This is a genomic window from Bartonella sp. AA9NXGY (assembly GCF_042196845.1).
GTDB lineage: Bacteria > Pseudomonadota > Alphaproteobacteria > Rhizobiales > Rhizobiaceae > Bartonella.
On record NZ_JBHIRB010000001.1, the window covers coordinates 1 to 23,196 of the forward strand.

The following is a 23,196-nucleotide window of genomic DNA, read 5'->3' on the forward strand; positions in this document are numbered from 1 at the left end:
TATGGACCAGCCTTTAATGTTTTAGTTGCATCCGGTCTGTTAGGTTATGTGAGTGATGGCAAACAAACCACTATTGGCTTTGATGGGAATAGATATGACTTTGTAAGCAGAATTATTGGTGGCAATGGCTATACCTACGGGACACTCCCTGCTGGCAGTAACGTTTGGACAGAATGGTTGAGAGTGGCTACAAATCCCATAAGTTCCCATACTTGCCTTGGAGATGCGAGCGATATGTGCCAAAAGACTTATGGCACATCTCATCGTGAACAAGTTCCTTCAAGTAAATCATGGAGTAAAAAATGAAAAAACCTTTAAAATTATTGAGTACATTAACTCTATTAATCATCACTGGTTGTCAATTTAATAAAACTCCTACCTCCTCTATAGGAGCCTGGGAGAAATCGGGAGCAGATTTTACTGAGGTAGCAAAAGCATTATTAGAATGTGGCATGCCAACCCCTTATGATGTATTTCCAGAAAACAGAAAGCAGAGCATCAATGCAAAAGCAACAATTTATGCTTGCATGGTTCAATCAGGTTTCCGTGATAAAGTGGGGGGAGGGACTTGGTGCGAGAATCATAGAGCCGAAAACTTACCCATATGTCGTCCAGGTGCTGTCATACCACAGCGCAGTGTCAAGAAGCGCTTGAACAGCCCTTTTTGTAAAAAGCATCCAGAACAATATGAATGTTATCCTTAAGTTTTGCTGTTTGTGATGATCAACAATCCGCTATCCTTGCCTTCACTTGGAATGGCGCGATTGTTTTCTCAACCAATCATCTCAATATTGTTCACCGTTGTTTTAAGCAGCGATGACAGAAAATATCAACAGGCTTACGAGCTTTTTTATTGTAAATAAATCCATTGAAAGAGGGGAAGAATGAAGAAAATCTTAAAACTATTGAGTTGCATAGCTCTCTTAAATACAGCTGGATGTGTTAACCAACCTCCTCCATCAACTTTAGCATTATGGGAAAAACCAGGTGTCGATAAAGCGATGATCCAACAATCCTTATCAAAATGTGGTTGGAAACCGGTTTATGCTTCTTCTAGTGATATGAATTCGTATGCGAGTGAATTTGCCTCAGTTTATGAGTGCATGAAAAAAGCAGGTTTCCGGTATAAATTGCAAGATTCAAAAGGGCTCTATTTTACACAACCTCCCAAAAGTGGCTCATTCCTAAGCAATTTAATGATAGCAGGATATCAGCAATTTATGGACAATGACACCTTTGGTGTGACCAACAAAACGAAACAGGAACGGGCTTTACTAACGCATTTTGAGGATGAAAGAAAACGTCAGCAAAAGCAAAAAGCTTTACAAAAGCGATCACCAAAGCGTCCTCCCCATCGTTAAAAGGTCGTTGGATAAAATCACGAATGAAGTAGGGGATCAAAGCCGTCTCCTTCTTTATTCAAGCGGGTGGCACTTTAAATAAGGCAGCATTCATGGTGTTGGCGCTGATATTATCGCTGGGACCAATCCTGTTTATGCAAATGGTGAGCAGAGCGGGAATATCACCTTGGGAGAAGGTAAAGATATCATTTTTGAAAGTGTACAAAACCAGCTCGTGGGTGTTGCTACAGCCCTTGGCTCTTAAGACGATTCATAAGAATCATTTTTACTCCTTTCTTCTATAGTTTTTATCCACACATCAGCCCCGCTTATGATGTGCAAGCAAGTGATTTTGATTGATTCAAGATAAACAGATTTGAAATGAGAGAATCCTACGTTATTCGGGAGGCTAATTCAATATAAATAACGCTAGATTATTATTATAAATCAATATTTTGTTATATAAAAAAAACTAATCCGTAGGAGATTGTTGGAAATGTTGGAACTATCCTTGGTACTTTTGCTGGGCTTAGCAACATCAGAGCGAAAGAAAATATCGTACGAGTAGGGCAGCGAGATGGATACAAACTCTATGAGTATAACTACAGGGGCTATCCAGAGCATTATCGCGGGGTGATGGCACAAGATGTTTTGAAGTCAAAACCTGAAGCTGTTTTCTTGCATAAGGCGATAGGTTTTTTGCATGTAGATTATAGCAAGCGTGGCTGTGAGATGGAAAGGGTGCAGTGATGGAACAAGAAAACACAAATTCTCTTTTAAAGTTGTTTGATCCAAAATTTTTGCGTCCTTTAATGTATCAGGTTATACTGCAGTTACCTAGATATTTATTGCAATAACGCTCGATGCCTCCAAGCACGCCGTTGGAAGGACGATACAAGCCAAGTTTTTTAGAACGGGCTGCTTGTCGCACAGACCCTTTTGATGCGAGCAATGGGGATAATACTCCGCAAAAATTGAGTCCTACAGAGCTTATTCGCGGTTCTCAAGCAGGGACAGAACAAGCTGGGAAAAAACGCCAGCAGAATTGATTATGTCTATGGATGATTTAAAACGCCAAATGCCTCCATTGCCGGATGTTTCAAAGGATACTGTTAAGATACAAGAGGTACCAGAGCAACAAAAACATGACTTTTCAGAGCAGAGAGGTGTTGCATCAATGATTCCTCAATCTCCACTTGTTGGGAACATTGATCAGTCTAGTGGGGATGAAGCTGGGCGACAGCAAAAAGATGTGATGGATTATATTGCTCAACTTAATGAGAAATCTATAGCGGAAGACTCTTTGAAAAACGATTCTGGAAATGATGAGGAAAAGCTTTTTGATGCACCTATAGGAGAAGAAAAACATTTGAATGCACACTTACCAGAAGAGGAGCATTTAAAAGCAAGTGGTGATCTTGAACAAAAAACAGATTATATCAAGTCACTTGATAACTTTGTTCAGACAGGAGCAAATCCAAGTAGCTTATGGGAGCGTTTTAGAAAATCAGAATTTTCCGAGCATTTAATGGATTTTTTTGCAGGGCTTGCGTTAGGAAAGACACCACAAGAAAGTTTTTCAAATGCATCTATCCTTATGCGGCAGGGCAACAAGGAACGCGCACAACATAAACAAACTTTGCAATTTTTACGCTCTAAAGGGTATAGCGATGAAGATGCACAAGCACTCACGCAATATCCAGATCTTGCCATGAAAATCATAGGCAGCACGTTAAGCTCTCAAGAAGGCTATAGAACACTACTTAAAAGGCTTAATCGGGGGATTATGAATCTGTACCAACCGAATTGCAGAAATGGACCAAAGCGGGAGGCAAACGTTTACAAGGTCTTGTACACCGGCGTGTAGAAGAGGCAGGGCTATGGGCGAAAGGGGCTTATGTTTCTTCCAATTATCAAACAGTAGAAACGCAAGCACCAACGGGGGGTTCAAAGCAGAAGCATTGGCACCGATTATTGGTTCTTTTTCTGGGCTTGGTGGATTTTTAGTGGGCAATGGCCCCATTCAATGGGCTTTAGCCGCCATTATGGTTTTAGCCGCATGTACTGGTATTTTCTTTGTAGCTAAACGCTTTCAGGAGTACCGCCTATGATCTTATGGATGAAAAGAAACTTGATGGTAACAGGTGCGGCTTTAGCGGCTTTTTTATTGCCTTAGCAAGAGCTTTTACTTTTGGGAAAAAAGCAGAGCAACAAAAGCAAACAGAAAAAGCTTTAAAAGCAGCCACAACACGGCTGGAGGTGGAAAGTGAAGTTAATCAAAAAAGTGATGCTGATATGCGTGCTGCTCTCTCTGACTGGTTGCACGACAAATAAATATGCTTCTTCTTGTGTTGGCTGGTTGCCAATTTATTTAGACAAGAAAGATCTGAACGCCATCAGTTCCAATTTAGCAAGAGAGATCTTAAAGCACAATAATCTAGGTGAACGCTTGTGTGGGTGGAAACATGGTTAGAAAAAAATCCAAAAAACACACAGAGCTTACAGAATCAGAAAAAGAAATGCTTCAAGAAATGATTATCACCTATCAAAGCGTGAAAATGATGTCTCGCTTGATGAAGTGGATAGCATTTTTTCTTTTTTTGCTTATTCTTGATTTTGCACGCCTCATGGATGCGATAGACAACATCTTCGCTCATTTGAAGCAGTGGTTCTCAAAGAATTAGAAAAACTGTCATACAAGCAAAAACTTCGAAAAATTCTTTTTACTATGAATTGGAGATCCAATCATAAGCGTAGTTCAGAATGCAAACCAAATCGTAAGAGCTCTAGTGTTTTGGTATTCGGCTTTCGATAGATCAAAACTAAATCTGGCTTGATATGACAATCACGACAATTGCGCCATTGACCTGTTAGCGCATGATCTCTCCAATGCGCTTTTAGCGGTTCATTCTCCGCTAACGCTTTGACCACAAGCAGCAAATCCTTCTCTAGTGTATTAGCATACCTACCTTTTCTTTCACGTTTAAGGTCAGACCGGAATGAACGCGTATAGACAATATAGCAAGCTTAGGTTTTCTTTTCAGATTTACGCATTTCGGTTCTATCTTCGCGTATCATGGTCCTTAAGCTGTCTAATGATGTACGTTCGACGCATCCCATTTCGGCATCCTCGATAGCTCGTAATGTTTCCGGATTTGGTTGAAAGATCCAAGCGGTAATGTTCGATCTCTAGCAATGCGGGTCATAAACATGCGTACTGCATCCGATACAGTTAAACCCGTAGACTTAATAACTGCACTTGCAATTTCTTGAACTTGATCAGGTATGCGGGCTTGAATTTTTCCCATTTCTAAATCCCCTATTCAATTGTAGTACAATGTACTGCACGTTAAGTCTATGTCAAGAGTTTCAACAATAGCTTTTCACAAGAGAACTTAGCAAAATTCAAAAAATTATTAGAGAAAGTTAGAAGAATAAGATATGTTTTGTAGAAGAATATTGGAAAATCCTATTCCCTAACCTTTATTTATGAACCCCATACTTAAAAAAACATATAAATCAATGTGATATATGAATAAAAAAGAGCATAATATCACTAAAAGAGTGTTATAGAAATGATGTGTCATGACGATTCTACCACTCGATAGTGCTTCGATAAGAGAGGCAATAGCGCTTCTTGAACAAGGGAAGTTAGTAGCGTTACCAACGGAAACTGTTTATGGATTAGCGGGCGATGCAACCAATGGGAGGGCAATTTCTTCTATTTACTCTACAAAGGGTCGTCCACAAATTAATCCTCTTATTGCGCATGTTAGCGGCATCGAAATGGCGGAACGTTATGTTAAAATTGACTTTCTTTCACGCCAATTAATAGAGGAATTTTGGCCAGGGCCTTTGACATTGGTTTTGCCTTTAAAGGAACAGCATAATATCCATCCTTTAACAACCTCTGGTTTGAATACCTTGGCTGTTCGTTTTCCAGACAGTCGTTTTGCGGAAGTGGTACAACATTTTGGCCGTCCACTTGCTGCTCCTAGTGCGAATCAATCGGGGCGTCTTAGCCCTACTTCAGCTGAGGCTGTTTTTGCATCTTTGGGGGAATCTGTTCCTTTGATATTGGACGGAGGACCTGCTAAAATAGGGCTGGAATCAACGATTATTAAAATTTGTGGTGAAAATATTTATCTTTTGCGTCCAGGGGGGCTTGCGGCTGATAAAATTGAAGAGGTTGTGGGGAAGCCTTTAAAACGGATAGATCAAAGGGCGGCGATTGAAGCTCCTGGGATGTTAAAATCGCATTATGCTCCCAATGCTACGGTTCGTTTGAATGTAGAAAAGGTGGAAAATGGTGAAGCGCTTTTAGCATTTGGTTCAAAGCGTGTTATGGGGGCTGAAAATGCCGTTTCTATTTTAAACCTTAGCGAAGATGGAAAGTTGGAAGAGGCAGCCTCTCATTTATTTCAATATATGAAGGAATTAGATTCATTTAAAGTGAGATGTATCGCAGTAGAACCTATTCCATCATACGGATTAGGAGAGGCTATCAATGATCGTCTTATACGGGCTGCGGCTCCAAAGGAGAAATGAACATGGAGCAGGAATTAATTGAAGGGTTTAGGGAAATTGTTGGTGCTAAGCATGCTATAACGGATCAAGCTTTGATTGCACCGTATTTGCTTGAAGAGCGTGGGCTTTTTCATGGAAAAACACCTTTACTTTTACGTCCATCTTCTTGCGCAGAGGTCTCATCGATTATGCAGTTAGCGAGCAAAACGCGCACACCGATTGTGCCACAGGGTGGAAATACAGGGCTTGTGGGGGGACAACAACCAGATGAAGGAGGAGGGAGCGTTCTTTTATCCATGGAGCGATTAAATAAGATTAGAGCTATAAATCTTGAGGGAAATTTTGTTGTTGTAGAGGCTGGTGTTATTTTACAGGATTTACAGAAAAAAGTGGATGAATCAGGTCGTTTTTTCCCTCTTTCTTTGGCATCTGAAGGTTCTTGCCAAGTAGGAGGAAATCTTTCGTCGAATGCTGGAGGGACAGCTGTTTTAGCTTATGGCAATATGCGTGATCTTTGTCTTGGTTTAGAAGTTGTTTTACCGGATGGGCGTATTTTAGATGATTTGCGTTTTGTTAAAAAAGACAATAGCGGTTATGATTTAAAAGATCTTTTTATTGGTGCAGAAGGCACATTGGGAGTTATAACCGCAGCCGTTTTGAAGATGTTTCCAAAAATAAAAGGAAAAGCTGTTGCTTTGGTGGGATTATATAGTCCGGCGAAGGCCTTAGAGTTTTTATCTCTGGCTCAAGAATATGGAGGAGGGATGTTGACAGGTTTTGAGCTCATGGGAAATCCCAGTTTGCAAATGGCTTTAGATTATAAGATGTGTGAGAAGCCTCCTCTTCAGCGGAAACATGAATGGTATGTATTAATGAACATTTCATCGTTGCAAGGCAATGATGAGGCGTTATCGGTATTGAGTACTATTTTAGAAGAAGCTTTAAAGAACGCGGTGATAGAAGATGCAGTTGTTGCGCAATCTTTAAAACAGCAAGATTTTTTTTGGCAATTACGAGAAAGTATATCATCAGCACAAAAGTTAGCAGGAGGGTCCATTAAGCATGATATTGCAATCCCACTTGCTTCTATTCCTGATTTTATTGCTGAGGCAGCGCTCATTGTTGAAGATATTGCTCCAGGAGCACAGGTGATTTGTTTTGGACACATGGGCGATGGAAATTTACATTATAATATTACACAACCTGTAGGAGCTGATACGACAGTGTTTTTGCAGTTATGGTCAACAATGAATCATCGCATTCATAGTTTAGTGGTGGACTATAGAGGTGCATTTTCTGCTGAGCATGGAATTGGTCAGCTTAAGCGCGAAGAACTTCGTTCTTTTAAATCGCCTGTCGCATTGGATATTATGCAAGGGATTAAAAAAACACTCGATCCTTTAGGGATAATGAATCCTGGAAAAGTATTATAATTCAAGAATGGTGATCATGCATTTTTGTTTAGATTTTAATAACCAAAAAAGAAACCAGTTGTTTTTTATTCAAACTTTTAATAATCCAATGAGAAAAAGCTGCTAAAGGGTGTATGTTATTTAAGATAAATTGGGATAATGTATATGGCTAATCAATGCTTTAATCAGGCAAAAGCGGTGCTTGAATTTCGGTTAGATCCGTGCCATTTGCCACAAACGACGACATATTTTTCATCCAAAACGGGTAATCAGGTTATTTGTTCGTTAAATGAGCGTGGTGTTTCTTTTAAAACGGATATGCCTTCAAGCTTATCGCATTTAATACCCCCTTATCATTTTCAAGGAATTGCAGCACGTACCGTAAAAACGCGTTCAGGAGAAAGAGCTGTTGCATTAGAATTACTTCATGCCGATGAGGAAGCTTGTATACCGCTTTTGGTTTCCAGAGATTTGAATAATGTTCTTCTGGATTGGCGGTTATGGGCGGATACTTATGGCCTTCCCATGCTTATGATCAATGAAGATAATCGCATTCTGGTTGTAAAAGATCGTTCTGATTTACATCGATTTTTTGGTACAACAGCACATTCTAAACAAAAGCATTTTTTACTTCGTTATAGCAATCCGTTAGGCTTGCGTTTGGTGATTGCGAATCGAATTGCACTCTAGTAAATTAACATGCATTCATTTTTGTACGACCGTCAGCATTTATCTTGTTGTGCTGTAAAACATCGTTGTTTGGGGAGGTAACATAAGGCATGTAAACTTCACACATGAAGTGTTTTTAGAAGATATGGCGAATGTTCTAAGTTTGCTTGTAGGTCTTTGTGTAAGTGCAGCATATGAGTGGGAAGCAAGAGGAACCCGCTTAATGAGAATTCAGACCTTTACAGACGGGATTTGGTGTGACTTTTGGTTCTTGAAAACAAAAAGAAAGTCAATGATTGTAAATGAGAGTTTTTTGACACCATACATTGGCAGCAGGAATCGATGATGTAGAACGCTTTTTTCAGAGAGGTAAAAACGGTTTTCATAACAATAGAAACTGTTTTTTTGCGGTATAATTTTGGGTTTTTGCCACATTATTAAAAACACCAGAAGATTACTGGAAGTGTTTTTGAATTTTTTTTATAAATCATTTCTCCATGTTGAATGAAAGCTTTGAATATTTCAGAATATTCTTATTTCATCTCTCTTTTATAATCAAAATCATTTAGATAGAAAGGGTTATCGTAATATTGAGAATTGGAAAATACAATGATGGTATAGGTTTTTATTTTTCGTAAAAGCGGAGTTTCACTAAAAACGCGATAAATAAAAGAAATGATAGTATATACGTTTTTCCTCAGGATTTTATAAGAAAGAAAGTGTTTATAAAAATGATGAGAAAATGCGTTTAAAGTAAAGACAACAGTAAAATGATTATTTTATATTACATCTTCAGATTCAGAAAATTTTCCTATTTTATCATGAGTAGATATCCTATTTACAATATTTGATTGTTCAAAGGAAAGCACACTTATTTTTTCAAAATTATGGTCAACGTAAAACAGTGAGAAAATTTGTGTGTCATGCTCTTATATAAAATAAGAAAATCGTAAAAAAAGAATATTCAAAGGATTTAATTTTCTCGCGCAACGGCTCTCCATCCGATATCTCGACGAACAAAACCTTCTGGCCAATCAATAAAATCAACAGCTTCATAAGCACGTTTTTGTGCATGCGTAATCGTTTTTCCTGTTGCAGTTATATTGAGTACACGTCCACCATTTGCAATGAGTTCTCCATCACGCAACACTGTACCAGCTTGAAAAACTTTCACATCGGGAAGAGTGTTTACTTGATCAACGTTACGGATAACAGTACCTTTTTGGGGGGAGTCTGGATAACCATTAGCAGCCATAACAACGGTGAGAGCTGTTTTTTCAGACCACCGAAGAGGCTTATTTTCGAGTTTTCCTTGAGCTGCAGCAAGAAAAATTGGCAAAATATCATCTTTGAGGCGCATCATTAAAACTTGACATTCAGGATCACCGAATCGTACGTTAAATTCAATTAATTCGGGTCCTTTTTGCGTTATCATTAATCCGACAAAGAGAATACCTTTAAAGGGGGCGCCCATTTCTTTCATGCTTATTAAAGCTGGTTCAACAATTTCTTTGAGAGTACGATTCACTATTTCTTGGGTCATGATGGGCGCTGGTGAATAAGCACCCATACCACCGGTGTTTGCTCCAGTATCCCCATCACCTACACGTTTATGATCTTGAGCAGATCCAAAAGGAAGAGCAAGTTTACCATCACAAAGGCAGAAGAAGCTTGCTTCTTCACCTTCAAGAAAAGATTCTACAACAATTTTGTTTCCTGCATCTCCAAATGTACTTTTGAAGCAGGCATCAACTGCGTTAAACGCTTCTTCCATAGTTGTTGCAACCACGACACCTTTGCCAGCTGCTAAGCCATCAGCTTTAATAACAATGGGAACACCTTGTTGCTGAATGTAAGCTTTAGCTTTAGAGGCATCATTAAAGCATTGGTAACTTCCTGTAGGAATGTTATTCTTCCGACATAAATCTTTTGTAAAGGCTTTTGAACCTTCTAGTTGAGCAGCTTTTTGAGTAGGACCAAATACACAGATGTTAGCGCTATTAAGAGAGTCTGTTATACCCGCCACCAAGGGTGCTTCTGGTCCTACAATTACAAGATCAATAGAATGTGCTTTACAAAAATCAATAACAAGGGGATGGTCATCAATGTTCAAATTAATATTTTCACCAAATTCTGTTGTTGCAGGATTTCCAGGAGCACAATATAACTTTGTTAGCAGTGGTGATGCTGCTATTTTCCATGCTAAAGCATGTTCTCGTCCACCTGAGCCAATAAGAAGAATATTCATTGCTTGCTCCTCTCATAAAAGATAATTAATCTCATCCCCTTCTCATAAGAATGAAATGTCTCTATCGCAAGACCAAAGGTAAATCATTTGATGAAAAAAAATAAAAATATCGCGCATGTTCAGTCCTATGATAGCCAAGGACGGGTTATGGATGCATCTTCCAAACAATGGGTCTACAGCTTCCTTCCCCGTTCTTTATGGTTTTATGCGCAATTGGCGCGTTGGGATCGGCCTATCGGTTGGCAATTGTTGATGTGGCCTTGTTTTTGGTCAACAACAATGGCTTTTTTCTCTTATAACATGCATTACGATACTCTTTTATCAATGTTTCTTCATTGGGTTTGGTATCTTTTTCTTTTTTTTCTGGGGTCTATTGCTATGCGAGGGGCAGGATGTACTTGGAATGATCTTATTGACCATAAAATTGATGCTCAGGTAGAAAGGACACGTTCTCGCCCATTGCCGACAGGTCATGTGAGTCGGTTGCAAGCAAGAGTTTTTATACTTGTGCAATGTTTAGTTGGTTTAGTTGTTTTATCACAATTTAATAGGTTTAGTTTTTTTCTAGGTATTTCGTCATTGATAGCTGTTGCATTTTATCCTTTTATGAAACGCGTAACATATTGGCCGCAGTTTTTTTTAGGCGTTGCATTTAATTGGGGGGCATTAATGGGGTGGGCTGTTGTCTTTGGAAGTTTAAGCTGGGCACCAATCTTGCTTTATGTGGGATCAATTTTGTGGACCATAGGATACGACACAATCTACGCACATCAAGATAAAGAAGATGACATTACTGTTGGTGTCCGTTCTACGGCTCTTCTTTTTGGTAAAGCAACCAAGCGTGCTTTAGTATTTTTGTATGGTGGTTTTGTGATGTTCGTTAGTCTAGCATTTTATTTAGCTGGAGTTCCTGTTCTTAGTTTTTTGGGGATTTTTGTGGCAAGCATCCATATGTTTATTCAAATTAAAGTCATTGATATAGATGATAGTTCACAATGCCTTAGGCTTTTCAAATCTAATTCGCTTATTGGTTTTGTGATTTTTGCTGGTTTAGTATGTGGGGGTATATGGATGATATTTTATCCTGCGGTCTAAAAATAAGTTAGCTAAAATCATAGTTTCTACTGAATACAGTATGTTTTTTTTAATAAGCTTGTTGCTAATCTACTTTTAAGCAATACAGTAGAAAATATCACCAATTAACCTTTACAGTGAAAATAAAATTCTTCTATTTAAATAAAATAAATCATCTTCTTTTAGAATTTTTCGAATAAAAAATATTTGTTTAATTGTTGCGAAGAAAAAATCTTCATAACGATGAAGCTTGAAGGATTAGGGATAAAGTTTTTGTCTTTTCCAATCGCTGTGTTCAACACAATCCCGTGTAAAAAGCAGACGATCATGTAAACGAAATGGGCGATCGCACCAGAACTCTATAGAAAGGGGTTTAACACGAAACCCAGACCAATAAGGTGGTCGTGGAATATTGCCTAGAGCATAACGCGCAGTATATTGAGCAATTGCTTTTTCGAGCACAAAACGATTGTCTAAAGGTTGAGATTGTTTAGAGGCCCATGCACCAATTCGACTACCACGTGGTCGCGATTGGAAATAGGCATCGGCTTCCTGTTGACTTACTTTTTCAACGATTCCTCTAATTCTGACTTGACGACGGAGTGATTTCCAATGAAAACCTAAGGATGCTTTCATTGATTTTAAAATTTCTTGTCCTTTACAGCTTTCATAATTGGTATAGAAGACGAATCCTTGGGGACTGTAGTCTTTGAGGAGAACCATACGAACATTAGGGAGTCCTGTTTCGTCAACTGTTGCTAATGCCATAGCATTCGGATCATTTATTTCACTTATCGTTGCCTCTTCAAGCCACTTTGCGAAAAGTTCAAAAGGTTTTTGCATTTTCATAAAATGATCATCTGTTGGTATTTTTGTGCTCATAGTTTCTCCAAATATCAGTGAGCATGGGTGAGGCATTTTCTCATTTACTTTATCATCAAGACGTTACAGTACTATTTTTTCTTATTTTCAAAAAGCCAATGCTATCGTGTATTTCTATGGTAGTATAATTATTTTTACTTTAGCATAGACTACAAGGAGCTATATTAAATAAATGTCTCATTTTATCTGGTATTTTAGTTTATTGATAGACATATAAAGAGAAAAGAAGAAATTATTCTTTAGAATAGACTGATGAAGCTATAAGGGATATTGAACAACGTATCAGTTGATATTTTGAAAACGAAGAAATTGAAAAGAGGGCAATATGCGTGATCCCTACACGATTCTGGGTGTGGCACGTACCGCAAAATCGCAAGAGATTAAATCGGCATTTAGAAGATTAGCGAAGAAATATCATCCAGACCATAATAAAGATGATACAAAGGCTAAAGAGAAATTTGCTGAAATTAATCAAGCCTATGAAATTATAGGTGATAAAGATAAAAAGGCACAATTTGACCGCGGTGAAATTGATATGGAAGGAAAACCGCTTTATCAAGCCTATGGTGCTGGTGAAAATTTTAGCAATAAACAAAATCCCTTTTCAGGAAGAGCAAAGGGATTTGATTTTTCCTCTTCAGGTGGTGCAAGTTTTGATGCGAGTGATATTTTTCGGGATCTGTTTGGAGGAGGTGGTAGCTTTTCGAATTCCACACACTATAACCGTCCCCAACAAGGAGCACATGTTCGTGCTAATCTTGCCATAACATTAGAGCAGATGGTTGGCGCAGAAAAGGTGGAAGCTGTTTTTCCAAATGGAAAAAAGTTAAAAATTAAACTGCCAGATTATATTGAAGACGGACAGACTATACGTTTAAAAGGTCAGGGAGAAGAGGTACCTCACGGGCAAGCAGGTGATGCGTTAATAACCATTCAGATTCAAAAACATCCTCGTTTTCGGGTTGAAGGAAGAGCACTCCATCTTGATTTACCAGTTTCTCTTAAACATGCTGTTTTGGGAGCAAAAGAAGAAGTTGAGACGTTGGAGGGGCGTGTGGTTTTAACGATTCCTGCGTGGTCAAGTTCTGATCGCGTTTTACGGTTGAAAGGGAAAGGGCTTCGTTTAAAAAATGGTACAAGAGATGATCTTTATGTGCATGTTCGCATTATGTTGCCGGGAGATGAAAATACCGCCGCACTAGAACAGTTTTTGCAAATGCAACAAGATTAATTTTAAAAATTTTATATATAAAAGCGTAGTTTTTGTTTGATTTTAAACCAATTGCTTGAAGAAAAAGTTGACCTGTGTCATAGGCAGGTGAATAATACTAATTTTAAGTAACAATGGGGCAGTGCTGATGGCTAAGGGTAATGGTTTATTGTACGGTAAGCGTGGTTTAATTTTGGGGTTGGCCAATAATCGCTCCATCGCTTGGGGAATCGCTAAAGCGGCAAGTAGCGCAGGGGCAGAGCTTGCTTTTACCTATCAGGGTGAAGCAATGAAAAAGCGTGTCGAGCCTTTGGCTGAAGAATTAAAGGGATTTGTTTGTGGACATTGTGATGTTTCTGACAGTGTCTCTATTGATACGGTCTTTAGAGAAATAGAGAAGAAATGGGGAAAACTTGATTTTTTAGTTCATGCTATTGGTTTTTCTGATAAAGATGAATTAAGTGGTCGTTATATTGATATCAGCGAATCAAATTTTATGATGACCATGAATATTTCCGTTTATTCCCTAACAGCTCTAACGAAGCGTGCAGAAAAATTGATGCCAGATGGTGGTTCAATCTTGACACTAACCTATTATGGTGCAGAAAAGGTTGTTCCCAATTATAATGTAATGGGGGTTGCCAAAGCCGCTCTTGAAGCGAGCGTGAAATATTTAGCGGTAGATTTAGGTCCCCAAAATATTCGTGTTAATGCTATATCTGCTGGACCAATTAAAACGTTAGCGGCTTCTGGTATTGGTGATTTTCGTTATATTTTAAAATGGAATGAATATAATGCTCCATTACGTCGTACGGTAACAATTGAAGAGGTTGGTGATTCTGCACTTTATTTTCTTTCAGATTTGTCTCGTTCTGTTACCGGTGAAGTCCATCATGTCGATTCGGGTTATAATATCATAGGTATGAAGGCAGTTGATGCCCCAGACATTTCTGTCGTTAAAGAATAAAGTTTGGTTTATAAGATTTTATTAGACAGCAGTAATTTGACCAAATTTAAGGTGTCCAAGAGTATTTGGGAGAAAAGAGCTGTTTTGTGTATAGCACACAACATACGTTATCGTTGTATATATTTGACAGAGAAATGGATCTTTTTTCATGTCGCATAATACATTTGGTCATTTGTTTCGTGTAACAACATGGGGTGAAAGTCATGGTGCTGCTCTTGGTTGTGTCATTGATGGTTGTCCACCTGGAATTATTTTTACTCTTGCAGAAGTTCAAGCTTATCTTGATAAACGCAAGCCAGGACAATCAAAATACACAACGCAGCGCCGAGAACCAGATGAAGTAGAGGTCCTTTCAGGAGTTGTTGTTCAAGACGATGGAACGACATTGGTGACAACAGGTACACCAATTTCTCTGTTGATTCGAAACACAGATCAACGCTCTCAAGATTATGGAGCAATTGCTCATCAGTATCGTCCAGGACATGCGGATTATACTTATGATATTAAATATGGCATTCGTGATTTTCGAGGCGGGGGACGTACTTCGGCACGGGAGACGGCAGCACGTGTTGCAGCAGGTGCATTTGCTCGTAAAATCGTTCCTGGTTTGATTGTACGAGGAGCAGTGATAGCAATTGGTCCTCATAATATTAATCGTGATCGTTGGGATTGGTCAGAGGTTAATAATAATCCTTTTTTTACAGCTGATGCAGAGATGGTTCACATTTTTAGTGACTATATCAGTAAACTCCGTAAAGAGGGGACATCTGTTGGTGCGGTTGTTGAGATCGTTGCAGAAAATGTTCCGGCAGGTTTAGGAGCCCCTATTTACGCAAAGCTTGATCAAGATATTACCTCGTTACTTATGTCGATTAATGCGGTAAAAGGTGTGGAAATTGGTGATGGTTTTGCGGCAGCCCGCTTGAGGGGAGAAGAAAATGCCGATGAAATGCGAATGGGAAATGATGGAAAACCGCTTTTTTTATCCAATCATGCTGGTGGTATTTTAGGGGGAATATCGAGTGGACAGCCAATTGTTGCGCGTTTTGCTGTAAAGCCTACTTCATCAATTTTAACACCTCGTCGTTCCATTGATGTTGATGGTCATGATATAGACGTTATAACAAAGGGACGTCATGATCCATGTGTTGGGATTCGTGCCGTTCCTGTTGGTGAAGCGATGGTTGCTTGTGCTATTGCTGACCATTATCTAAGACATCGCGGTCAAGTTGGGTGATTGAAAAGGTGAACAATGGCGTATGATGAAAAAAAAATTGTTTCTGCACTTAAAGCTTTTGAACGCGGTGAAATTGTTGTGGTGACAGATGATGATGACCGTGAAAATGAGGGTGATTTAACTGTTGCTGCAGCGCATTGTACAGAAGAAAAGATGGCGTTTATTCTTCGTCACACAACAGGTATTGTGTGCACACCTATGCCAAAAAAAGAAGCAAAACGGTTTAATCTTTCTCCTATGGTACCAGATAATAACTCTGTACATGGGACGCAATTTACGGTTACTGTTGATTTTAAACACGGCATAACAACAGGAATTTCAGCGCATGACCGTACATTAGCTGTACGTAATCTTGCGAATTCAAATGCAAGTGCGGATGATTTTGTTCGTCCAGGGCATGTTTTTCCTTTAATTGCGCATGAAGGGGGAGTGCTCATGCGTTCAGGTCACACGGAGGCTGCTGTTGATTTATGTAAATTAGCTAATTTGCCGCCGGTTGGTGTTATCGGTGAGTTAGTTAATGATGATGGAAGCGTTAAACATGGCGATCAGATTATGAAATTTGCGCAAGAACATCGGTTGCATATTATAACGGTTGCAGATTTAATTGCTTACCGCCAACGTAAGGAAATATTGATCAAGCATGTTGGAGAAATGCCTATTGAAACATTCGTAGGTCCCGCTATTGTTCAAAGTTATCAACTCCCTTGGGAAGTCGTTCAGCATATTGCAATTGTTTTTGGTGATGTCCGTGAGGGTGAGAATATTCCTGTGCATTTACATCATGAAAACATTATAAGTGACGTTTTTTGTCAAACTTCAGATATTATGGTGATGATGCGGCGTATGATGGAAAAAGAAAAACGTGGCGTATTTATTTATTTGCGTGAAGGATCTGTTATACAATCAACTGTTGGTATTCAAAACATGACAAGAAACAGTTCAGAAAACCATGTGCAGGCGATTGAACGCGAAGAAGAATGGCGCAAAATTGGTTTAGGATCACAAATTTTAAAATATTTAGGGATAGGCTCTGTTATTGTTTATGCTTCTAAAGAGCATCATTATGTAGGTTTGGAAGGTTTTGGAGTTCGTATATCCAGAACAGATATTTTTTGAGGTTCATATGAAAAAAGAGATACAAGAGGGGGATATTACGACCTTAAGCTTTGAGCAAGCGCTTAAGCAACTTGAAGTTATTGTCGAAAATTTGGAACGTGGCGATGTGCCTTTGGAACAATCCATTGATATTTATGAACGCGGTGAAGCGCTTAAAAAGCATTGTGAAAAACTCTTAAGAGTTGCTGAAGCTAAAGTTGAAAAAATCCAGCTTTCAGAAGAAGGTTTTCCAGAAGGAGTGGAACCACTTGATGCTAAATAATTTAAATCTTTTTGGATATTTATTGTGGGACTTAAGAGAAGCAATAACCTTAGTTTATAAACAGAAAGTTTTATTGATTTCTTTTTTATAAAATAAGTTAAAAATGAGGAAATTATAGCTCATCTCAAATAGAAAAGAGCATTTTTCAGTAAAAAAGATGCAAAACTGTAAATAAAAGAGTAGAGAAGATATATTTTTATCATTGTGTTTTCTTGAGTTAAGATAATAGAAAGGATTTTTTTTGTCTCAGGTCTTAACACCATTGCTTGACCGTGTTTGTTTTCCGCAAGATTTGCGGGCATTACCTGAGTCTGATTTGGTACAGTTGGCTGATGAGTTGCGGACCGCAACAATTGATGCGGTTTCTGTAACAGGTGGTCATCTTGGGGCGGGACTTGGTGTTGTTGAGCTCACTGTTGCATTACATTATATTTTTGATACACCAGAGGATAGGATTATTTGGGATGTTGGTCATCAAACCTATCCACACAAGATTTTAACGGGGCGTAGAGAAAAAATTCGCACATTACGTCAAGAGGGCGGATTATCTGGTTTTACAAAACGTTCAGAAAGTGTGTATGATCCATTTGGGGCGGGGCATTCGTCTACTTCTATTTCAGCGGGGCTTGGTATGGCAGTGGCAAGTGCTTTGAAAGCAGAGACAAGACGCAATATCATAACTGTCATTGGTGATGGTGCAATGTCTGCGGGCATGGCTTATGAAGCAATGAACAACGCTGGTGCTTTGAATGCACGCTTGATTGTTGTTCTTAATGATAACGATATGTCTATAGCACCACCTACAGGTGCTATGAGTGCACATCTTGCACGATTAGTGTCTCGTCCTTCTTATCGTCATTTGCGTGAACGCGTAAAGATGTTGAGCGAAAAATTGCCAAAGTTTTTTTTGGATAAAGCTCGTCGTTCAGAGGAATTTGCGCGTGGCCTTTTGGTTGGGGGAACTTTATTTGATGAGCTTGGCTTTTATTATGTTGGCCCCATAGATGGGCACAATTTGGGGCATTTATTGCCTGTTTTTAAAAATGTTCGTGAATATCCTAATGGTCCTGTTTTGGTGCATGTTGTAACCCATAAGGGAAAGGGATATCCACCTGCAGAGGCCTCGTCTGATAAATATCATGGTGTTAATCGTTTTGATGTCACGACAGGAAAACAGGTAAAAGCATCAAGTAATATTCTACCCTATACCAAGGTATTTTCTAAAGCTTTAATAGAAGAAGCTCGCCATGATGATAAGATTGTTGGCATAACAGCAGCGATGCCAACAGGGACAGGCCTTGATTCTTTTGCGAAAAAATTTCCTGAAAAAATGTTTGATGTTGGTATCGCTGAGCAACATGCCGTAACTTTTGCGGCAGGACTTGCTTGTGAAGGGTATAAGCCTTTTGTTGCAATTTATTCTACTTTTTTACAGCGTGCTTATGATCAAATTATTCATGATGTATCAATTCAAAAATTACCGGTACGTTTTGCTATTGACCGAGCAGGTTTTGTGGGGGCAGATGGTGCAACACATGCTGGAAGTTTTGATATTGTTTTTTTGGCCACTCTTCCTGAGTTTGTTGTTATGGCACCTTCTGATGAGCTTGAACTGATGCATATGGTGCGTACAGCTGCAGCTTATGATCAGGGACCAATTTCTTTTCGTTATCCGCGTGGTGAGGGGATTGGTATAGATTTACCGCAACGTGGTGAGTTATTAGAAATTGGAAAAGGGCGCGTTCTGCGTGAAGGAAATAGAATCGCTTTGGTTTGTTTTGGAACGCGGATGTCAGAAGTGTTGCAAGCTGCTGATGCGTTGGAGGCTGAAGAATTGTCTACAACGGTTGCAGATGCACGGTTTGCAAAACCTTTAGATAAAGATTTGATGCGTCGTTTGGCACGTGAGCATGAGGTATTGGTGACAATTGAAGAAGGGGCAATCGGTGGATTTGGAGCGCACATATTACAATTTTTAGCGCAAGAAGGGCTCTTAGAGCATGGTTTGAAAGTTCGTACACTAAAATTTCCTGATGAATATTTGAATCATGGTTCACCAGAAAAAGTTCTTTCACGTGTCGGACTTGACGCTATGGGTATTTTAAAGACGGTTTTTGCTGTTTTGGGACGCGAGATTCGAACAGGATAGAAAATTCGAGTATGAGATGGCTTCCAGAAAAAGACTCGATATTTTTTTAGTTGAAAAAAACTTTTTTACGACACGTTCACGCGCACGTGATGCAATTATGCGCCAAACTGTTAAAGTTAACGGAGAAATCGTTTTTAAAGCTGGGCAAATCGTTTTTGATGATGCAGAGATTACCGTTTGTGATCCAGCGCAGAATTATGTTTCTCGGGCAGCGTTAAAATTGATTGCTGCACTTAATGCATTTCCAATTGTAACGGACAAAGTGACAGCCATTGATGTTGGTGCATCAACAGGTGGTTTTACGCAAGTTCTCTTAGAGCGTGGAGCAGATCATGTCATTGCCGTTGATGTTGGGCATCATCAATTTGATAAACGTTTATTGGGCAACAGTGCTATAACGTTATTAGAAGGCTTGAATGTCAGAGATTTTAAACAGGAACATTTAGGTGGGCGAGAAATTGATCTTATCGTTTCAGATGTTAGCTTTATTTCGCTCAAACTTGCGTTGCCTCCCGTGTTGTCTTTAGCCAAGAAGGGTGCCCAAGCTGTTTTACTGGTAAAGCCTCAGTTTGAGGTTGGTCGTAAACACTTTAGTAAGGGAGGAATATTAAGTCCATCAAGTGCTAAAGAAACTGCTGAGGCGCTTTTTGTTTGGTTAAATACACAAACAGGGTGGAGTGCAAAAGGTTTAATTTCTTCCCCTATTACAGGTGGTGATGGCAACGTGGAATATTTACTATTCGGAGAAAAACAAGAGTGAATGACAATGTCATAATCGATCATATCGGAGCAAATGGTTATGGTATTGCTAAGACGTCTCACGGCTTCGTTTCTGTTCCTTTTACTTTACCAGGAGAGTGTGCTGAAATTACTGTTCATGGAAAATATGCAACATATATAACATTAAAAGAAAAATCATCAGAACGCATTGATACTCTTTGTCAGCATTTTGGAGAATGTGGAGGGTGTACTCTTCAGCATTGGCATATGGATGCTTATCGCGTATGGAAACAACAATTGGTTGTTGAGGCGCTTAAAAAGTATGGACTTAATAATGTTGTTGCGCCTTTAATAGAATGTAAACCTTATAGCCGACGGCGGATTACTCTAACAGCATCCATGACCCCACAGGGGCAAAAAGTTGGTTTTAACCGTTATCTCTCTCATGAGATTGTAGCTCTTGAGGAATGCCCAGTAAGCCGTCCAGAGCTTATTTCTCAGTTGCATAATATCAGAGAGCTCTGTGCTTTTCTAAAGAGCTCTGCCAAACGGTTTCATGTTACGATAACATGTGTTGAAAATGGTTTAGATGTTGCTTTAAGCGGTTGCATTATACACTATGAATCACTTCGTCAGAGAATGATCAGTGCTGCTCTTTCATATGGGATTATACGTTTATCTGTTGACGGTGAAATTTTGGTTGAACGAGAAAAACCAGAGATTTACTTTGGAGATGTCCGTGTTGAATTTCCTTCTGGTGGTTTTCTGCAAGCAACTTGTGAAGCTGAAAATATAATGGGCAATATTATTTTGACTCATTTAAAAAAAGCAAAGAATGCTGTTGATTTGTTTTCAGGGGCAGGAACATTTACCTTGCGTATGGCAAAAAAGATGAATGTTCATGCAGTAGAAAATAATGAAGATGCATTAAGAAATCTAAATACAGCAGCACGTTTTGCGACTGGTTTAAAAACGGTCACTTGTGAAAAACGTGATCTTTTCCGACAACCCCTTTCTGTAAAGGAACTTGAATGTTTTGAGAGTGTTGTTTTTGATCCTCCCCGTGCTGGTGCAGAGCAACAAGTACGTGAATTAGCGAAGACAACAGTATCACGTGTTGTGGCAATTTCTTGTAATCCTACTACATTTGCTCGTGATTTATCTCTTCTTGTTGCAGGGGGGTATACAGTAGAAAAAATCATACCGATTGATCAATTTTTATGGTCACCACATGTCGAAGTTGTTGCTGTTTTGAGCAAAAAGAAAAAAAAGAAAGGTTGGAAACTTTAGCCTGAAAGTTTTTTAATACTATGAAGATTTTTTAAAAGTTGACCTGTGTATTATTATAAAATTTCTCCAAAATTTATCTATAATAATAACCTTTTTCTCGTTGAGCTAAGAGCACTGAATGTAGAAAGTGCTTTTTTCTTTTAAGCTTTTTTATTATGAAATATAAAAGACAAGTTACCCCACACAAAAAAACCACACAAAAGACTAATATCTTACGAAAAAGATGTGTCTGAATAAGCCTGTGCCGTCGTTATATTTGCCATCCCCTAATGTTTCTTAAAACTCTTGGTACTTGAGACGGCCCATAAGAGGAATCTTTAGTCTTTTCTTGTACAGTTTTTATCCATATAACTCTCCCCGCCTGTAACGTATAAACGAATGATTTTGATTGATCCAACAGACACAGATTTAAAATGAGAGAATCTTGCGGTATTCAAGGTTCTAATACAATATGAATAACGCTAGATTATCTTTATAAATCAATTCATTGTAATCTCCCCCTCACAAAATGGTCATAATAGACGAGAAGGAGGCAATACTGGGAAGGAATGAGCAAGCTTATTCCTCTATAAGCGCAGTTCCACCGATTGTCATATTATTGATTCGAAGATGAGGTTGACCAACACCAACAGGGACATTTTGCCCTGCTTTTCCGCACATACCAATACCATTATCTAGTTTACTATCATTACCAATCATTGTGATACGTTTCATAGCATCCGGTCCATTTCCAATAAGAGTTGCACCTTTGATTGGTGCACAAATTTTGCCATTTTCTACTCGGTATGCTTCAGTACATTCAAAGACGAATTTTCCGGAAGTAATATCAACTTGTCCTCCACCAAATGAAACAGCATAGATACCACTTTTAAGTGAAGAAAGGATTTCTTCAGGTGTTTTATCTCCTCCTAGCATGATTGTATTGGTCATTCGTGGCATTGGTGCATAAGCATAAGATTCACGCCGTCCATTTCCAGTTGATTTACCTCCCATAAGCCGTGCATTAAGTCTGTCTTGCATAAAACCAACGAGTTTTCCATCTTCAATGAGAACGTTATATCCTGAAGGGGTCCCCTCATCATCGACAGTGAGAGAGCCACGGCATTGTGGAATTGTTCCATCATCAACAACTGTAACACCTTTTGCTGCAACTTGTTGTCCTAAAAGTCCAGCAAAAGCCGATGTTTTTTTACGGTTAAAGTCACCTTCTAAACCATGACCTACGGCTTCATGGAGCATAACACCAGGCCATCCGTTAGCTAAGACAACATCAAAAGATCCAGCAGGTGCTGCTTCTGCTTCTAAATTTGTTAAAGCCATACGTAAGGCTTCATCCGCGGCTTTTTTCCAATTGTCTTCATGAATAAATTGGTTAAATGCTTGTCTCCCTCCACATCCATAAAAACCATTTTCACGACGATTGCCTTCAGCTGCGACCACAGATATAGAAAGTCGCACAAGGGGACGAATATCACGAACCAAATAACCATCTGCACGTAAAATTTCAACATGTTGTAGCGAGCCGGAAAGAGAAACAGTCACCTGATGCAATTTATCATTTTTAGCACGTAAATAGGCATCAATTTTTTGCAAAAGAGCACTTTTTTCTTCAAATGATGGAGCATCAAGGGGATTATGCGGTTGATAAAGCCTTTTGTTTGTTTGTTGAGGTGCTATGCTATAAGTCCCTGCATGATTATTATAGGTAACAGCTTTAGCAGCTTCACTGGCACGTTTGAGTGCAGCAGCTGATAACTCACTAGAGTGAGCATATCCAGTAGCCTCTCCAGCAACAACGCGTAGTCCAAATCCCATATCTTGATGAAATGAGCCGTTTTTAAGCTGTCCATTATCAAATAAAAGAGCTTCGCTTTCTGTGTACTCAAGGTAAAGCTCACCATCATCAGCATGATGAAGTGTTTCCTGTATAAGTGATTGCACTTTAGAGGAAGCAATATCAAAATGATCAATCAGCGATTTCATAAGAATTATCCTATTTTTATGGGGGCTCAGAAGATTTTTATCAATCTAATTTTAAGAATCTTTCAAAATATACGATGAGATTTTGATTGTTTAAAATGTATTGATTT

General features: G+C 38.9%; 20 protein-coding genes and 5 pseudogenes. 20 read left to right on the forward strand and 5 right to left on the reverse strand.

Annotated features, from left to right (window positions below; translation table 11 throughout):
* From ACFIM6_RS00005 to ACFIM6_RS00040, 8 genes and pseudogenes are all read left to right on the forward strand, one after another.
* Window positions 1–306, forward strand: a pseudogene (locus ACFIM6_RS00005) (filamentous hemagglutinin); the annotation flags it as partial.
* Window positions 303–704, forward strand: coding sequence for a hypothetical protein (locus ACFIM6_RS00010; protein ID WP_375611110.1), 402 nt, complete (start codon window positions 303–305; stop codon window positions 702–704). The pseudogene ACFIM6_RS00005 and the gene ACFIM6_RS00010, both read left to right, overlap by 4 nt.
* Before the next feature lie 180 nt (window positions 705–884).
* Window positions 885–1,361 carry a hypothetical protein gene (locus ACFIM6_RS00015; RefSeq protein ID WP_375611111.1) on the forward strand — a complete coding sequence of 159 codons (477 nt, stop codon included), beginning with the start codon at window positions 885–887 and terminating at the stop codon, window positions 1,359–1,361.
* A gap of 728 nt (window positions 1,362–2,089) precedes the next feature.
* A pseudogene (locus tag ACFIM6_RS00020) lies at window positions 2,090–3,102 on the forward strand (hypothetical protein); the annotation flags it as partial.
* Window positions 3,097–3,451, forward strand: a pseudogene (locus tag ACFIM6_RS00025) (lysozyme); the annotation flags it as partial. The pseudogenes ACFIM6_RS00020 and ACFIM6_RS00025, both read left to right, overlap by 6 nt.
* Window positions 3,448–3,674: pseudogene (locus ACFIM6_RS00030) on the forward strand (hypothetical protein). The pseudogenes ACFIM6_RS00025 and ACFIM6_RS00030, both read left to right, overlap by 4 nt.
* The gene (locus ACFIM6_RS00035) at window positions 3,607–3,813 is read left to right on the forward strand and encodes a hypothetical protein (RefSeq protein ID WP_375611112.1); all 207 of its coding nucleotides are present in this window, start codon (window positions 3,607–3,609) and stop codon (window positions 3,811–3,813) included. Before ACFIM6_RS00030 ends, ACFIM6_RS00035 begins: the two are co-directional and overlap by 68 nt.
* A complete protein-coding gene (locus ACFIM6_RS00040) occupies window positions 3,806–4,024 on the forward strand; it encodes a hypothetical protein (RefSeq protein WP_375611113.1) in 219 nt (72 codons plus the stop codon). Before ACFIM6_RS00035 ends, ACFIM6_RS00040 begins: the two co-directional genes overlap by 8 nt.
* A 61-nt stretch (window positions 4,025–4,085) precedes the next feature.
* On the opposite strand, the gene ACFIM6_RS00045 is transcribed toward ACFIM6_RS00040, so the two are convergent.
* Together ACFIM6_RS00045 and ACFIM6_RS00050 are read right to left on the reverse strand one after the other, a co-directional pair.
* Entirely contained in the window at window positions 4,086–4,358 is a 273-nt protein-coding gene (locus tag ACFIM6_RS00045; RefSeq protein WP_375611290.1) for a type II toxin-antitoxin system YafQ family toxin, read from the reverse strand.
* Between the two features lie 9 nt (window positions 4,359–4,367).
* A pseudogene (locus ACFIM6_RS00050) lies at window positions 4,368–4,648 on the reverse strand (type II toxin-antitoxin system RelB/DinJ family antitoxin).
* Window positions 4,649–4,925: 277 nt separating this feature from the next.
* On the opposite strand from ACFIM6_RS00050, the gene ACFIM6_RS00055 reads away from it, so the two are divergent.
* The 3 genes from ACFIM6_RS00055 (at window position 4,926) to ACFIM6_RS00065 (ending at window position 7,969) form a co-directional block, all read left to right on the forward strand.
* The gene (locus tag ACFIM6_RS00055) at window positions 4,926–5,888 is read left to right on the forward strand and encodes an L-threonylcarbamoyladenylate synthase (RefSeq protein ID WP_375611114.1); all 963 of its coding nucleotides are present in this window, start codon (window positions 4,926–4,928) and stop codon (window positions 5,886–5,888) included.
* Between the two features lie 2 nt (window positions 5,889–5,890).
* A complete protein-coding gene (locus ACFIM6_RS00060) occupies window positions 5,891–7,300 on the forward strand; it encodes an FAD-binding oxidoreductase (protein ID WP_375611115.1) in 1,410 nt (469 codons plus the stop codon).
* A 144-nt stretch (window positions 7,301–7,444) separates the two neighbouring features.
* Window positions 7,445–7,969 carry a DUF6101 family protein gene (locus tag ACFIM6_RS00065; RefSeq protein WP_375611116.1) on the forward strand — a complete coding sequence of 175 codons (525 nt, stop codon included), beginning with the start codon at window positions 7,445–7,447 and terminating at the stop codon, window positions 7,967–7,969.
* A 952-nt stretch (window positions 7,970–8,921) separates the two neighbouring features.
* Here the strand turns inward: ACFIM6_RS00065 and purD are convergent.
* Window positions 8,922–10,196 carry a phosphoribosylamine--glycine ligase gene (gene purD, locus ACFIM6_RS00070; protein WP_375611117.1) on the reverse strand — a complete coding sequence of 425 codons (1,275 nt, stop codon included), beginning with the start codon at window positions 10,194–10,196 and terminating at the stop codon, window positions 8,922–8,924.
* A gap of 90 nt (window positions 10,197–10,286) precedes the next feature.
* Between purD and ubiA the strand changes: the two genes are divergently transcribed.
* Window positions 10,287–11,291, forward strand: coding sequence for a 4-hydroxybenzoate octaprenyltransferase (gene ubiA / locus ACFIM6_RS00075; protein WP_375611118.1), 1,005 nt, complete (start codon window positions 10,287–10,289; stop codon window positions 11,289–11,291).
* Between the two features lie 237 nt (window positions 11,292–11,528).
* On the opposite strand, the gene pdxH is transcribed toward ubiA, so the two are convergent.
* Window positions 11,529–12,152 carry a pyridoxamine 5'-phosphate oxidase gene (gene pdxH / locus ACFIM6_RS00080; RefSeq protein WP_375611119.1) on the reverse strand — a complete coding sequence of 208 codons (624 nt, stop codon included), beginning with the start codon at window positions 12,150–12,152 and terminating at the stop codon, window positions 11,529–11,531.
* A 325-nt stretch (window positions 12,153–12,477) separates the two neighbouring features.
* Between pdxH and ACFIM6_RS00085 the strand changes: the two genes are divergently transcribed.
* The 8 genes from ACFIM6_RS00085 (at window position 12,478) to ACFIM6_RS00120 (ending at window position 21,106) form a co-directional block, all read left to right on the forward strand.
* The gene (locus tag ACFIM6_RS00085) at window positions 12,478–13,383 is read left to right on the forward strand and encodes a DnaJ C-terminal domain-containing protein (RefSeq protein WP_375611120.1); all 906 of its coding nucleotides are present in this window, start codon (window positions 12,478–12,480) and stop codon (window positions 13,381–13,383) included.
* Between the two features lie 127 nt (window positions 13,384–13,510).
* Window positions 13,511–14,329, forward strand: coding sequence for an enoyl-ACP reductase FabI (gene fabI, locus ACFIM6_RS00090; protein WP_273787904.1), 819 nt, complete (start codon window positions 13,511–13,513; stop codon window positions 14,327–14,329).
* A gap of 148 nt (window positions 14,330–14,477) precedes the next feature.
* A complete protein-coding gene (gene aroC, locus ACFIM6_RS00095) occupies window positions 14,478–15,566 on the forward strand; it encodes a chorismate synthase (protein ID WP_375611121.1) in 1,089 nt (362 codons plus the stop codon).
* 15 nt (window positions 15,567–15,581) lie between these two features.
* Complete coding sequence (gene ribB, locus ACFIM6_RS00100) at window positions 15,582–16,685, forward strand: 3,4-dihydroxy-2-butanone-4-phosphate synthase (RefSeq protein WP_375611122.1); 1,104 nt, start codon at window positions 15,582–15,584, stop codon at window positions 16,683–16,685.
* 7 nt (window positions 16,686–16,692) lie between these two features.
* The gene (locus tag ACFIM6_RS00105; protein WP_375611123.1) at window positions 16,693–16,947 is read left to right on the forward strand and encodes an exodeoxyribonuclease VII small subunit; all 255 of its coding nucleotides are present in this window, start codon (window positions 16,693–16,695) and stop codon (window positions 16,945–16,947) included.
* Between the two features lie 241 nt (window positions 16,948–17,188).
* Window positions 17,189–19,096, forward strand: a complete 1,908-nt coding sequence (gene dxs / locus ACFIM6_RS00110; protein WP_375611124.1) for a 1-deoxy-D-xylulose-5-phosphate synthase — start codon at window positions 17,189–17,191, stop codon at window positions 19,094–19,096.
* Between the two features lie 16 nt (window positions 19,097–19,112).
* A complete protein-coding gene (locus ACFIM6_RS00115) occupies window positions 19,113–19,856 on the forward strand; it encodes a TlyA family RNA methyltransferase (protein ID WP_375611125.1) in 744 nt (247 codons plus the stop codon).
* Window positions 19,853–21,106, forward strand: a complete 1,254-nt coding sequence (locus tag ACFIM6_RS00120; RefSeq protein ID WP_375611126.1) for a class I SAM-dependent RNA methyltransferase — start codon at window positions 19,853–19,855, stop codon at window positions 21,104–21,106. Before ACFIM6_RS00115 ends, ACFIM6_RS00120 begins: the two co-directional genes overlap by 4 nt.
* Before the next feature lie 558 nt (window positions 21,107–21,664).
* Here the strand turns inward: ACFIM6_RS00120 and tldD are convergent.
* Complete coding sequence (tldD, locus tag ACFIM6_RS00125; protein WP_375611127.1) at window positions 21,665–23,089, reverse strand: metalloprotease TldD; 1,425 nt, start codon at window positions 23,087–23,089, stop codon at window positions 21,665–21,667.
* Window positions 23,090–23,196: the final 107 nt, after the last annotated feature.

Bases quoted from the DNA above. Each gene is read 5' to 3' on its own strand.
- ACFIM6_RS00010 (WP_375611110.1), top strand. From the start codon at position 303: ATGAAAAAACCTTTAAAATTATTGAGTACATTAACTCTATTAATCATC.
- ACFIM6_RS00015 (WP_375611111.1), top strand. From the start codon at position 885: ATGAAGAAAATCTTAAAACTATTGAGTTGCATAGCTCTCTTAAATACA.
- ACFIM6_RS00040 (WP_375611113.1), top strand. From the start codon at position 3,806: ATGGTTAGAAAAAAATCCAAAAAACACACAGAGCTTACAGAATCAGAA.
- ACFIM6_RS00055 (WP_375611114.1), top strand. From the start codon at position 4,926: ATGACGATTCTACCACTCGATAGTGCTTCGATAAGAGAGGCAATAGCG.
- ACFIM6_RS00060 (WP_375611115.1), top strand. From the start codon at position 5,891: ATGGAGCAGGAATTAATTGAAGGGTTTAGGGAAATTGTTGGTGCTAAG.
- ACFIM6_RS00065 (WP_375611116.1), top strand. From the start codon at position 7,445: ATGGCTAATCAATGCTTTAATCAGGCAAAAGCGGTGCTTGAATTTCGG.
- purD (WP_375611117.1), bottom strand. From the start codon at position 10,196: ATGAATATTCTTCTTATTGGCTCAGGTGGACGAGAACATGCTTTAGCA.
- ubiA (WP_375611118.1), top strand. From the start codon at position 10,287: ATGAAAAAAAATAAAAATATCGCGCATGTTCAGTCCTATGATAGCCAA.
- pdxH (WP_375611119.1), bottom strand. From the start codon at position 12,152: ATGAGCACAAAAATACCAACAGATGATCATTTTATGAAAATGCAAAAA.
- ACFIM6_RS00085 (WP_375611120.1), top strand. From the start codon at position 12,478: ATGCGTGATCCCTACACGATTCTGGGTGTGGCACGTACCGCAAAATCG.
- fabI (WP_273787904.1), top strand. From the start codon at position 13,511: ATGGCTAAGGGTAATGGTTTATTGTACGGTAAGCGTGGTTTAATTTTG.
- aroC (WP_375611121.1), top strand. From the start codon at position 14,478: ATGTCGCATAATACATTTGGTCATTTGTTTCGTGTAACAACATGGGGT.
- ribB (WP_375611122.1), top strand. From the start codon at position 15,582: ATGGCGTATGATGAAAAAAAAATTGTTTCTGCACTTAAAGCTTTTGAA.
- ACFIM6_RS00105 (WP_375611123.1), top strand. From the start codon at position 16,693: ATGAAAAAAGAGATACAAGAGGGGGATATTACGACCTTAAGCTTTGAG.
- ACFIM6_RS00115 (WP_375611125.1), top strand. From the start codon at position 19,113: ATGGCTTCCAGAAAAAGACTCGATATTTTTTTAGTTGAAAAAAACTTT.
- tldD (WP_375611127.1), bottom strand. From the start codon at position 23,089: ATGAAATCGCTGATTGATCATTTTGATATTGCTTCCTCTAAAGTGCAA.